The following is a 12,872-nucleotide window of genomic DNA, read 5'->3' as shown; positions in this document are numbered from 1 at the left end:
CGTTCGACTTGCATGTGTTAGGCACGCCGCCAGCGTTCGTCCTGAGCCAGGATCAAACTCTCCAATAAAATTTATCTATTGGAGCCTGTCAAGGCTCGTTAGTATCATAAAATGGAGCGGAAAACGGGATTCGAACCCGCGACCCTCGCCTTGGCAAGGCGATGCTCTACCACTGAGCTACTTCCGCATCCTTATTACACTTGGCGCTTACATTGTTCAGTTTTCAAGGACCGCGTCGCTTATCCTCGCGACGGAATATAATTATATATCTTGTGCTGCGACTTGTCAACATCTTATTTGTGGTAATTTATTCCGTCGTTTGTAGCGACGCTAATAAATTTATCATGAATTACCCAATCTGTCAAATGGTAAATTTTGAAAACCTTTATAGTTCAGTGATATTGCGCACGTTAGAAAAAACTCGTATGAGTCTGACGCTATCAGCAAATACCGGTGTGCTGGTAACAAGCGCCGACATACCGTGATAGTAAGCAATGACTTTAGTTACCGTCGACCCTGTAGCAATAACTTGCGGCGTACAGGCATCCAGAATTTCACTGGTGTCAATTAGTTCCGCCAACAAACTGCAAATACGGGATTGTGAGGAGAACGACGGCAACGTACATTAAGTTGGCCAACCTACAATACAATACGGTAGATTTATTCAAAATATATTGCACGTGGATTTGTCAGCATCGAGACGGAGTACGGCTAAAGATTAAGAATACTCCAGTTGCCCGAATCATCAATGGCAAGTTTTTTCCGGTGATGGCTGCTCAAAGTGTTGCGGTGGCCGACACTGACTATTGTCGTCTGGGGCAGCCGTTCGCGGAGTAGTTTATACAGCGCCCGCTCGGTAGGTTCATCCAGTGCCGACGTAGCTTCATCCAAAAACAGCCAATCCGGCTTTTGGAGCAATACCCGGACAAAGGCTACACGCTGCTGCTCGCCCAGGGATAAAATGTGCGACCAGTCCTCGACCCGGTCAAGCTGGTCTTTAAAGCCTTCCAGCCGACAGAGATCCATCGCTTCCCGAATGGCCGCATCGCTGACCGACCCCGGACTCTTTGGGTACAGTAGCGCCTCCCGCAGGGTACCGATAGGAAGATAGCTTTTTTGCGGCACGAATAATACCCGTTGTCCCTGTGGAATACGAATTTCACCCTGGCCGAAAGGCCATAAGCCGGCAAAGGTGCGCAGCAGGGTACTTTTCCCGCAGCCGGAGGGCCCGACAACAAGCAGCGAATCGCCCCGCCGGAGCTCTAAAGCAAGCGGCTGAATAAGCTGCCGTCCATCAGGAAGGCATACATTCAGGCCAACGGCAGTAAAAGTCGCTCCTTCACTTGGCCGAATCCGCACGCCCGCTTCGTTCAGACAAATGTGGCGCACGCGCTCCATATTGTTAATGAAACCGACCAGACGGTTGACAACCGCCTGCCACTCGGCCAATTGCGAAAAACGATCAATAATCCAGGACAACGAATCCTGAACGCGGCCAAAGGCCGATGAAATTTGCATCAGGCCGCCAAGCTGAATTTGCCCCGCAAAGTAACGCGGCGAAGCAACCAGGATGGGAAAGATAATAGCCAGTTGAAAATAGCCGGACGTAAACCATGTTAACTGTTTCTGGCGCTGCATGAGCTGCCAGAAGTTAGCAAAGACGTGGCGGAACCGCTGGACAAAATTAGCCTGCTCCTGCCGTTCACCACCATAAAAAGCGATACTTTCGCCATGTTCACGCAGCCGCACCAGGCTAAAACGGAAATCAGCCTCAAACCGCTGCTGGTCAAAATTTAAATTGACCAGCGGCCGGCCAATTTTTACTGTCAACCAAGTGCCAATAATGGCATAAGCCAAGGCTGCCCACACCAGGTAACCTGGTATCGTGAGCTGCCACGCACCAAAAGGAATATGCAGCGGACCTGACAGCCGCCATAAAATAGCAACAAAAGATACCAGGGTAACGACTGCCTTGAGCAGGCCTAACGACAGGCGCAGCGTATATGCGGTAAAAAGGCGCAGATCTTCGCTGATACGCTGGTCCGGGTTATCGGTGCCGGGGTCTAATAGCTGCATTATATAGTAAGTACGTTTATACAGCCAGTTGTCCAAATAACGGTAGGTCAGCCAGCGGCGCCACCGTATTTCCAGCATCTGCTGGAGATATAATTCATAAACAGCAATAATAATATAAATTGCCGCCAAAAGGCAGAACTCGCCCAACGCTTGCCAAAACGCATCCTTGTCGTAATTTTGCAGAGCGTTATAGAAAGTGTTGTACCATTCGTTTATAAGCACCAAAATATACACATGACCGAGCGTCAAAGCAAGATTAACGGCAAGCAGCCCCCTGGCTTGCCACTTTTCTTCCGACCACCAATACTCTTTGGTCAACTGCCAGATATCGCGGCAGAAACTGCTATGCCCCTTCCCCATGCCATCGATCCTTTCTCCATCAAAATCTTGATTGGTGCATCCTAATGTTTTCCACATAGGCGCCGCAACTCCTTTTAAAGAAGCAAGAAAATAAGCACCCGCCGAAGCCGGTGCTTATTAACGGTTGAGCATTATTCTTGTCCGCCGGTTTATGGCCGGCTCTTAGGCGATGGTTTAGCAGCCTTGGGTGCTGCCGTAAGAATGACCTGGTGTCCCTGGCGGGCCACTTTAATCTCGTAATCAACGATGCCTTCCTTATACAGCGCCAGTTTCAAGTCCAAGAGAGCCTTTCCTACCTTTTCTTGCAGTTGTGGGGTCAAAAATGAACCGTGAAACGACTCGCTCTCACGGCCTTTTCCTCTAGCCGTTTGGACGGTCGTTTTTTCGTCATGGCTAGCAGTTTCGAAACTGGCCGGTTCCTGCCAGTTGGCCAGCATATCCTGATCGCTAAGGTTCTTTTTAATCTTAATCTTGCTCATGTTATCCTCCTTTCGCCAACGTAAACAAGCTGATTTCCGCCGGACAGCCGACGCGCAAAGGCAGCCAGTGGCCGGTGCCGGTATGTACATAACCATAGGATGTGCCTTGGCGGTAGAGCCCGCGCATAAAAGTGTACTGTACCGGTAACAGCGACCGCCCAAACACCGCAATCTGTCCCCCGTGGGTATGACCGGCCAGGGTTAGCGGCACTTCGGCCGCAAACGCATTGGCTAAAAAGTCCGGGTGGTGGGTCAGCAATATGGTAAACGCAGCCGGTGGTACCTGGCTTAACGCCTTCTCGGTGAGAAAGCGCCGCCGCTCAACCTGGGCTGCGCCGCTTTTAGCCCAAGGGTAGTCAACACCGGCCAAATACAGCGGCCGCTCACCGTCCAGCACCTTTGCCGCCCTGTTTTCAAGGATGGTGACCGAACTATCCCTGAGCGCCCGGCGGATACGGCCAATATCGCGAAAATACTCATGATTGCCCCAACAAAAATAAATACCCAGCGGCAGCCGGGGCTGAAAATCGGTAAGTAGCTTTACCGCTCCGTCCAGCAAAGCCAGATCATCAATAAGGTCGCCGGTAACGGCCAGGAGGTCGGGCCGCTCGGTCTCTACCATAGCCAACACCCGCTCAAACTTGGCCAGGGAGAAAAAGGGGCCGATATGGGTATCGCTGATTTGGGCAATTTTCAGACCGGCAAGACTGTCCGGCAGGCCGTCGAAAGCAAGACTATAACGGTTAACGGCGACGGTGGCATCGGTCGCGTAGACGGTGCGGGCGGTAACGGCCAGACTTAGCAGGGGCGCCGCGGCCGCCGCCGTGCGGAGAAATTCCCGGCGCGTAACGCCCCCGGTTCGCGCTGTCGCCGCCGCATCATCTCCTTTTGCCACTGTTGCCTTGCTGGCCAGCCAGCCGGCGAGAAAAGAGATAAGCAGAATGAGCAGCAGCAATAACTGCGCAATGATCCAAACATAGGCCGCGTACATAAGAAACCGGAACCAGTCGGGCTGGATCCCGTCAAACCGCAGCCATCGGCTGGCCACCAGGACGGCCACGCTGGCCCCTGACGTCAGCCAATACGCTGCGCGGACCGGGCGGCGGCGGTATATTGGATGCCGCCGGGCCAGCAGCCGGGCTGTAGACCAACATAACAAAAACGGTACCAGAAAGAGAAAGATAAACGAAAACCATGAAATACCCGGCATATTCCTCACCGCTGTAAAAAATTGGGGCTTTCCCCTTTAGAAGTATCCTATGCAGCCGTCTGGCTGCCTGCCAGTTCCTTTTCGTCCGCGCCAGGCCAGCTCAATTTTGGGGCGGCATGGCAGGTATGTCTGTTTAAATGAAATTTCACGGTATAATAAGAATAACACACCAAAGGGGGGCAATAAAAGACCATGTATGTTTTTGATGCCATACGTGGCCGGCGTAGCTGCCGCCGCTTCATTCAACACCGCTTCTTCCTGCCCGCTTTATATTTTAAGATCTTATGTAATAATTATGTAATATTTCCCGCTGAAACTTCAGAGGCTATATGTCCTGTTATACCGGTTTGCATATAGTCTCGTCTTTTTTCTTGCAAACAAGTGACATTCTCCTTGTTTGAGGTTAAGATAAAAGTAGCAAACGGATAATCAGGTGATTGTATGACTACCCATCTTGCTTTTGATACCTGGTTAAGCCGGCTCAAGCCGGAAAACATTATTAACCGTGAAACCAAGTGCCCGTTCTGCGACCGGTCCAGCCTGGTCGGCGTGCTGGCCGAGCAGGGCCCTATCCTGCTGATAAAAAATAAGTATCCCGTACTGCAAGACGCCTTCCAGACAGTGCTGATCGAGACCGATCACTGCGATGCCGAACTGTCAACTTATCCGCAAGACCACCTCTATGCCGTCATTCGTTTCGGCGTGGAAAATTGGCTGAACATGGAGAAAAGCGGCGAGTTTAAGTCGGTACTGTTTTTCAAAAATCATGGCCCCCTGTCCGGCGGAACCATCCGTCACCCGCACATGCAGATTGTAGGGTTAAAGAACATCGACTACCGGCGAAACATTTCAGCTGATCAATTTGAAGGTCTCATCGTTCACCGCGATGGCGGCGTCGAATTTAATATATCGACTAAACCCCGTGTCGGCTTTTTTGAATTCAATGTCATCCTTCATGATTTTGACCGCCTTGACGCGATGGCCGACGCTATTCAGACGGCCGCCCATTATATTCTCAACGGGTTTCACAAAAACTGCACCAGCTATAACCTCTTTTTTTATCATTTTGCGGGCCGCATCTGGGTCAAAATTGTTCCCCGCTTCGTCATGTCGCCCATTTTTGTCGGCTATGCCATCCCCCAAGTTTCCACCCACCTCGAAGAGGTAGTGCAAGATATCAAAAACCGGTATTACCGCTAATACACGATAAAAGACTGCCGTAAGCACCGCTCGCGGCAGTCTTTTTGCCTTTAATACCACTTAAAAATAGCGCAAAGATATATAAAGGTGAGACAGAACGATGGACAACAGCATAAACGGAAAGGCGACCTTAAAATAACCACGGAAGGAAATAGGGCAACCGTTCTTTTCGGCAATGCCGGCCACAATAACATTAGCCGAGGCGCCAATAAGCGTACCGTTGCCGCCCAGACAGGCCCCCAGCGCCAGCGACCACCACACCGGCTCAAGGTTCATACCGGAGATTTGGCCCATGTCCTGCAGCATGGGAATCATGGTCGCCACGAAGGGAATATTGTCCACAAAAGCAGAAGCAATGGCGGCTACCCACAGGATAAGGTAAGACGTGCCAGCCACATCGCCCTGGGTAACTCCCAGGCTCCACTCGGCCAGAGCCCGGATAACACCGGTGGCCTTAAGGCCACCCACTAAGACAAACAAACCGGCAAAGAAGAAAATCGTCGGCCACTCGACATGCAGCAGCACGTCTTCCGGCTCTTCCCGGCTGATAAGTATCAGCAACATAGCGCCAGCGAGAGCAATGGTTGCCGACTCGAGGTGCAATATTCCATGGAAAGAAAAACCGATAATCGTCAGTGCCAGTACGGCCAGCGACTGTTTCAAAAGGCGCCAGTCTTTGATTTCATCCCCGGGTGACAAGGCGAGCAGCTTTTGGCGGTCTTCCTCCCGCACCGTTAGCCCCCGCCGGTAGAGAAGCATTAGTAGCGCCGTAGTTATCACCAGGACAACGATGGCAATGGGCGCCAAATGAACAATAAAATCGGTAAAGCTAAAACCTACGGCACTGCCAATCATGATATTGGGCGGGTCACCAATCAATGTTGCCGTGCCACCAATATTAGACGCCAGGATCTCGGAAATAAGAAAGGGAAGCGGGTCAACCTGCAGTTTTTCCGTTAAGGTCAGTGTGACCGGGACAACCAGCAGTACCGTTGTCACATTATCCAAGAGCGCCGATGCGACCGCCGTAATAAGGCAGAGCAAACCGAGAAGGGCGAGCGGCCGCCCCTTTGCCGCCCGGGCCGTCCAAACAGCAAGGGCCTCAAATACGCCGGTACGGCGCGTGATGGCTACCAAAATCATCATGCCCACCAACAGACCAATGGTATTAAAGTCAATATCGTCCTTAATGGCAGTTTCCTGATCCAATAGCCCGATCAGAACCATCAGCAGGCCCCCGCTCATGGCCACAACCATGCGGTTGATCTTTTCCCAGATGATCAGGCCATAGGCTGCCAGGAAGAGTAAAATTGAACCGTAAAAAGCCCAATTGTCCATTACCATCCTCCTCTTGGGTTAGTTTGCCCTAAAAAAGGCAAAGAGGAGCCTGTTGTGACAGACTCCTCCAAAAAATATAAAATATATAGTATTGTGGAATATATGTTACACTATCGCCGGCATTGCTGTCAATACAAGCCGCCTATTCCTTAATCCCCACTTCTTTGATGCGGTCTTGCTGGAACCGTTCGTAATAAGATCCGTAGTTATAGATCGCCGCCAGGAGATTGTGCCCCAGTACCCGGTCCTTGACGGCAAAGACGGTGACAAGAGCTTGCGAATGTTTGATAAAAAGCGAATCATGACCGACTTATTGTTATTCTTTTTGCAATTTGGCCCACGAATCGCGCAGACCGACAATCCGATTAAAGACCAATTTGCCGTTAGCTGAATCGGGGTCGACGCAAAAATAGCCTTGCCGCAGGAACTGGTAGCGGCTACCTGGCGCCGCGCCGGCCAGGCTGGGTTCAACCAGACAATTGGTCAGAGTGACCAGTGATGCAGGATTGAGCTTGGCCAGAAAATCATCACCCTCGGTTTCTTCCTCTTCCTTGTCGTCCAACAGAAGGTAGTCGTACAGGCGTACTTCGGCCGGCACGGCGTGGGCCGCCGACACCCAATGCAACGTACCCTTAACTTTGCGGCTGACCCCGGCGCCGCTGCGCGTCTCAGGATCGTACGTGCAGCGCAGTTCGATGATCTCGCCGGTCTGCTCGTCTTTCACCACCCGCTCACATTTAATGATGTAGGCGTACTTAAGACGAACCTCCTGCCCGGGCGAAAGGCGGAAAAACTTTTTGGGCGGATTTTCCATGAAATCGTCCTGCTCAATGTAGATGACACGAGAAAAAGGGATTTTACGCGTGCCTGCTTCCGGCACCTCGGGATTGTTCTCCGCCACCAATTCTTCCACTTGGTCTTCGGGATAGTTCTCAATTACCACCTTCAGGGGACGCAGGACGGCCATTGCCCGTTGCGCCCGGGTATTAAGATCTTCACGGATGCAATGTTCCAGCAAAGCAATGTCGACCGTGCTGTTGCTCTTGGCTACGCCGATGCGGTCGCAAAAGTCGCGGATGGCTTCAGGCGTATAGCCGCGCCGCCGCAGCCCGGAAATGGTGGGCATGCGCGGGTCGTCCCAGCCGCTGACATAGCCTTTCTCGACCAGCAGGCGTAATTTGCGCTTGCTCATAACGGTATTCGTCAGATTAAGCCGGGCGAACTCGATCTGCTTCGGGCGGCCAGGGCCAAAGCCGCAGGCTTCAAGTACCCAGTCATACAGCGGCCGGTGGTCTTCAAATTCCAGGGTGCAAATGGAATGGGTAATGCCTTCCAATGCGTCGGACAAAGGATGAGCGTAGTCGTACATGGGGTAAATGCACCATTTATCGCCCGTGCGGTGGTGCGTAGCCCGCATAATCCGGTACAACACCGGGTCGCGCATATTGAGGTTGGGCGACGCCATGTCAATTTTGGCGCGTAACACACGGGAACCGTCCGGAAACTCGCCGGCCTTCATGCGCTGGAACAAATCGAGGTTTTCCTCGACCGACCGGTTGCGGTAGGGGCTTTCTTTGCCCGGCTGCGTCAACGTGCCGCGGTATTCACGTATTTCCTGCGGACTAAGGTCACAGACATAGGCTTTGCCGTCCCGAATCAGCTTAAGGGCAAACTCATAAAGCTGGTCAAAATAATCCGATGCGTAAAACATCCGGTCGTCCCAGTCGAAGCCCAGCCACTTGACGTCGTTAATAATCGATTGGACATATTCAACTTCTTCCTTACTGGGGTTGGTATCATCGAACCGCAGGTTGCACAGTCCTCCGTACTTCTTAGCCAGACCAAAGTTCAGACAAATGGACTTAGCATGACCGATATGCAAATAGCCGTTAGGCTCGGGCGGAAAACGGGTGTGGACGCGGCCACCGTATGTATTGTTTTTTAAATCCTCGTTGATAATTTCCTGAATAAAATTGGTTGGAACAACTGGATTGGCACTCATAATGCTACTCCTCTTCGCTTATTTGATTTATCCTTTGTATTTCGTCGCCTGTAGGCAATTTCCTGCCAAAATCCGACTGCTGACGCAGCCTGTCCACCACGGTTGCTTACAGCTCCTCCGTACTTGCGTAAAGCTTAGTATTTACCACTGATTGGTAAATTATGACTTAAACATTATGGCAATCCTTCTCCCGGCTTGAAAATAACGCTTCTTGGCGTCCGCCAAATAGGGAAATATAAAAATAATATGTGCAGACAAGCACCACCATGGCGGCCGCAGCAAACAGGGCCTTGTAACCCAACCATTCAGCCACCACCCCCAGTACCGACGCCCCAACGGCAACGCCGATATCGCCTGATGCGGACAGTATGCTGAGTGCCGTCCCTTTATTGGCCGGATTGCTGTGCTGCACGACATAGACGGCCAGACAGGGAAAGATGATGCCAAAGCCAAAACCAATTAAAATGCCGGACAAGGCAAGCACCGCCGCCGACGCCTTAAACGCCAGGAGCAGCACGCTCAAAGCATTAAGGAGACTGGCAAACAGGGCGGCCCGTTCCGCCCCCCACCGTGCGGTCAGCGGCTGAACGCCAAGCCGCGCGCTGACAACGGCGACGGTAAAAGCGATAAAAAAGACTGAATAGCCGGTAATGCCTTCGGACAGCGCGACCAGGGGGACAAAGGTAAAGGCCGTTCCATGGGCAAAATTGGAGGCGAAAAGGCAAACCGTAGGCGCCAGCACTTCCCGTGACCGGGCGACGCTGCTAAAGGGGACGCGTTCACCGGCCGGACAGGGCGGAATGAAGCCGGCCCGCAGCCGCATGACAGCGGCCGCCGTGCCCACGGCGGCCAGCCCGAGGATAATGAGCGGTTTAAATCCCAACTGATCGTACAACAGCGGCGCACTGCCGGTCGCTACGCCCAACCCGACCATCGTGGCCACCGAATATAAAGAGATGGCGCCAGCCGTATTTTCCGGCCTTTCGACCGAACTGGCGAAAGTAATGGCGCCGGTACCGTAAAACGCCATGGCCACTCCCTGCAGCAGCCGCAGGCCCAAAAAGGAAAAGAAACTGTTTGCCCAGAGAAAACCAGCAAGGCCGAGGGCCGTCAGCGCCTGGCCGAAAAGGATAACGGGGCGGCTGCCCCGTTCATCTACCCTAAGACCGGCCCAAGGCCGGACGGTAAGGGCGCCGATGGCGGTAATACCCATGATTATTCCGATTTGACCATCGGAAAACCCGCGCAGTTTGAGATACACAGGCAGCACCGGCAGCAGCAGGTTAGTACTGAAGACCGTAAAAAGCTGGGACAGAGCGATATTTTGAAATTGCCGGTTGTGGACAATATCAATGAACTGTTTCACTTGGCATCCCCTGCTGGCTAAAAATATTCGTTAATATAATTGACGCGCGGCGGAAACAGCTGGTCTAAAAGCGCTACCCCCTGTGGCGAAGCGGTCAACCGGCCCGCCGCCGCGAGCTCTCGGGCGCTCAGCCGCCCGAAAACAAGCTGCGCCAGCGCGCCCACGGGGCAGGAAACATCGGCCTTGTCCTCGGCCACGCGCGTTACCCGTCCCTGGCCACCGGCTATCTCCAGCGCGAAGCAGCCGTTATTCCAGTCGGCCAAGCCGTCCTCAACACACAAAACCATCTGGCCCGCCGGTCCGGGTGGATAACGAATAACCGTAAGCAAAGCAGCTACGTCCACTATCCGGCCGGCCATAAACGGATGGAGCCATACCTCTTTTTTCGGATTAGGCAAGGCAAAGTGGACGACATCATCGAGAGGAGCATTCCACTCGATCCGTTCCGTTTGATAGCGGTGTTGGTAAAGAAAATAAAACAACGCCTGCTGCGCCCGCCCGTCCGCATAGGCCATTTCCGTCACCGTCAAGACGTTTTCGCCCCGGTGATAAAGGATATAACCCTTGGGCCGACCACCATCCTCTAATACATAGATAAACCCCTTTTCCGCCAGATGGGCGGCCAGCAGGCTGCGCCAATTGGCCGCCCGGCGCACCGCATAGCCGTGACGGCCGGCGACAAAGGCCTCATAAACGCCGGCCAGGGCCGGCCATTCGTCGACCGAGTCTACCCGGCGGAACGCGCCGTGCCGCTTAGCAACGTGCACGAGGTCGGCGGCGGCTACGTCGTAATGGTAGTGGTGGTAGCAAAGTTCCCAGCCCAAAGGACGATAAAAGCCATTCCGCCGCGGAATAAGGATACTGGCGTACTGCCCGCGGCCGCGCGCTTCGTTCAGCGCGGCCCGGAGCAGCTTTCCCGCCGCGCCGCTGCCACGGCTGCCGGGAGCAGTGGCCAACCCCACCAGAAATGCCACCGGCAGCGGTTTTTCCCGCAAAAGAATTTCGTAAGGAATTATATGAATACAGGTGACCAGCCGGCCCTGGTCGTATCCGCCCAAAACATTTTCCGGCTGGTAATAATCGGAAAAGAACCAATTAAAAAAAGGGTGATCCTGCTGTTCGAAACAGTAGGACCACAGCAACTTAACCGCTTCCGTATCGGCCGCATTTATCAGCCTGAACTCCATAAATTCACCTCATTTGGCGATAGCAACATCATACTTTTCCACCAATTTTACCGGCCGGTAGGATAGTTTGGCCTGCCTCAATCCTTCGATGCCCATGTCTTCTTCCCGGTTAATATAGCGCATATGCCGCCACTGATGGCAAAACTGCTGGTTAATCACCTGGTAGATGCCGCGGAAATCGGCATTGCCCTTTTCGATGTGAACAACGACGGTGTCGCTGTTAAGCGCTTCACCAAACGTGAACGCTTCCACCTTGCCGTCAATGACAATGGCCCCACCGACCAGCTTTAGTTCGCGAAAATGGGCGAAAGCCCTCAGAATAGCTTCTTTTTCGTACTCCATACAAGGATCCTCGTCGCACCGGCGATCGTACCAAGCGAGCGTACTTGCGACACAGGCCGGAATAAGTTCCGGCGTGATCGGCACATAACGGGCCTGCGGATAATAGCTGTAAAAATAGTTGAGGTGGTTTTTCTTACTGTTGTAGCGGCGGCCTTTAAGCTCGATAAGATCCTTGACTAAATAAACGTAGTCAAAATTGTCGCGATCAGCCCGGAAATGGTAATACCCCGGCCGCACCGCTTCAAGGTACTGCACCAGGTCAACCGTCGCCGCTTTCATGAAAAACGGCCGTCCTTCCCGCGCGAACTGCTCGGCCAACTGATCAAGCACGCTTTCCACCCCTGCCGGCGGCCCAAAAGGGGGAAAAACAAAGGCCTGCCCCTGCCACAAGGCCCGCAGGCAAAGAAAGCCGTCAATCAGGGCCCATTCCAGGTTATAGCCGGGCTGCCACAGATACAGGTTGGTAAAGGTACACTCCGACGCTTCATAGCGGCGGGCGCGGAAATAACGGTCAAAAAGCGGTTTATCTTTCAGCGTGATAGGTGCAAAGACAATGATGGTAAAACCTCCCTTGAACGGCGGCCCTGATCTCGTGGTAGCGGAAACAATCGGTGGTATGGTCGTTAACCATGCCGGTAGCTTGCATAAAAGCATAACAGATAGTAGGGCCGACGAAGCAAAAACCCCGCTGCCGCAAGTCTTTGCTCATAGCGCGCGATTCAGCGGTTTCGGCCGGAACCTCCCGCCATGAACCCCAGTTGTTCTGCCTGGGAACGCCGCCGACAAATTGCCAGATATAATCGCGAAAGGAGCCAAACCGCTCGCAAACGGCAAGAAAAGCCCGCGCGTTGGTAACTGTCGCCTCGATTTTACGTCGGTTGCGGATAAGGCCCGGATTGTGCAGTAATTCACCAACCTTGGCTTCATCATACGCGGCGACTTTGGCCGCGTCGAAGCCGTCGAAGGCCTGGCGGTAATTTTCCCGTTTTTTCAGGACGGTGAGCCAGCTCAACCCGGCCTGAACGCCTTCCAAGATCAACATTTCAAAGAGCTTTTTATCATCGTACACCGGCACGCCCCACTCTTGGTCGTGATAGGCCAAGTACAGCGGGTCGTCCGTCACCCAGGCGCAACGTTCCATCGGACTCCACCCTTGTTAAAAATAAACTATGTCTGATAACCATTAAAACAATTCTCGCTCCTTATACCATTCCCTGCCGCTCAAGAAAAATGACGATGCTTTTTGCCATAAAACTATTTATTAGAAAAAGGGACTGTCGACTTGGCAGGTCAACAGTCCGATGACGTAGAC

The 12,872-nt window shown here is 52.9% G+C and carries 10 protein-coding genes, 1 tRNA gene and 1 rRNA gene; 1 reads left to right on the top strand and 11 read right to left on the bottom strand.

Annotated elements, in window-relative coordinates; genetic code table 11:
• The 5 genes from BLQ99_RS09165 to BLQ99_RS09145 all read right to left on the bottom strand — a co-directional run.
• A 16S ribosomal RNA gene (locus tag BLQ99_RS09165) occupies positions 1–68 on the bottom strand; the annotation flags it as partial.
• Positions 69–112: 44 nt separating this feature from the next.
• Positions 113–187: transfer RNA gene (locus BLQ99_RS09160), tRNA-Gly, on the bottom strand.
• Between the two features lie 524 nt (positions 188–711).
• Entirely contained in the window at positions 712–2,436 is a 1,725-nt protein-coding gene (locus BLQ99_RS09155) for an ABC transporter ATP-binding protein/permease (RefSeq protein WP_093690268.1), read from the bottom strand.
• A 149-nt stretch (positions 2,437–2,585) separates the two neighbouring features.
• Positions 2,586–2,915, bottom strand: a complete 330-nt coding sequence (locus BLQ99_RS09150; RefSeq protein ID WP_093690262.1) for a hypothetical protein — start codon at positions 2,913–2,915, stop codon at positions 2,586–2,588.
• 1 nt (position 2,916) lies between these two features.
• Positions 2,917–4,125: a metallophosphoesterase gene (locus tag BLQ99_RS09145; protein WP_093690260.1), complete on the bottom strand. Its 1,209-nt coding sequence runs from the start codon at positions 4,123–4,125 to the stop codon at positions 2,917–2,919.
• A 441-nt stretch (positions 4,126–4,566) separates the two neighbouring features.
• On the opposite strand from BLQ99_RS09145, the gene BLQ99_RS09135 reads away from it, so the two are divergent.
• The gene (locus BLQ99_RS09135) at positions 4,567–5,325 is read left to right on the top strand and encodes a DUF4931 domain-containing protein (RefSeq protein ID WP_093690256.1); all 759 of its coding nucleotides are present in this window, start codon (positions 4,567–4,569) and stop codon (positions 5,323–5,325) included.
• Positions 5,326–5,385: 60 nt separating this feature from the next.
• Here BLQ99_RS09135 and BLQ99_RS09130 read toward each other — a convergent pair whose 3' ends face one another.
• The 6 genes from BLQ99_RS09130 to BLQ99_RS09100 all read right to left on the bottom strand — a co-directional run bounded on the left by BLQ99_RS09130 (position 5,386) and on the right by BLQ99_RS09100 (position 12,701).
• On the bottom strand, positions 5,386–6,663 hold the full coding sequence (locus BLQ99_RS09130) for an ArsB/NhaD family transporter (protein ID WP_093690254.1): 1,278 nt from the start codon (positions 6,661–6,663) through the stop codon (positions 5,386–5,388).
• A gap of 316 nt (positions 6,664–6,979) precedes the next feature.
• The gene (locus BLQ99_RS09120; protein ID WP_093690252.1) at positions 6,980–8,665 is read right to left on the bottom strand and encodes a glutamine--tRNA ligase/YqeY domain fusion protein; all 1,686 of its coding nucleotides are present in this window, start codon (positions 8,663–8,665) and stop codon (positions 6,980–6,982) included.
• Positions 8,666–8,831: 166 nt separating this feature from the next.
• A complete protein-coding gene (locus BLQ99_RS09115; protein WP_171904642.1) occupies positions 8,832–10,031 on the bottom strand; it encodes an MFS transporter in 1,200 nt (399 codons plus the stop codon).
• Between the two features lie 17 nt (positions 10,032–10,048).
• Complete coding sequence (locus tag BLQ99_RS09110) at positions 10,049–11,218, bottom strand: GNAT family N-acetyltransferase (protein WP_093690248.1); 1,170 nt, start codon at positions 11,216–11,218, stop codon at positions 10,049–10,051.
• A 9-nt stretch (positions 11,219–11,227) separates the two neighbouring features.
• Complete coding sequence (locus BLQ99_RS09105) at positions 11,228–12,094, bottom strand: DUF2156 domain-containing protein (protein WP_245690392.1); 867 nt, start codon at positions 12,092–12,094, stop codon at positions 11,228–11,230.
• Positions 12,084–12,701, bottom strand: coding sequence for a DNA-3-methyladenine glycosylase I (locus BLQ99_RS09100; protein ID WP_093690246.1), 618 nt, complete (start codon positions 12,699–12,701; stop codon positions 12,084–12,086). The genes BLQ99_RS09105 and BLQ99_RS09100 overlap by 11 nt, the downstream gene beginning before the upstream one ends.
• Positions 12,702–12,872: the final 171 nt, after the last annotated feature.

This window comes from Sporolituus thermophilus DSM 23256 (assembly GCF_900102435.1).
Lineage (GTDB): Bacteria > Bacillota > Negativicutes > Sporomusales > Thermosinaceae > Thermosinus > Thermosinus thermophilus.
The sequence above is the reverse complement of the archived record's forward strand: the minus strand, read 5'-3'. Positions and strand labels throughout refer to the sequence as shown.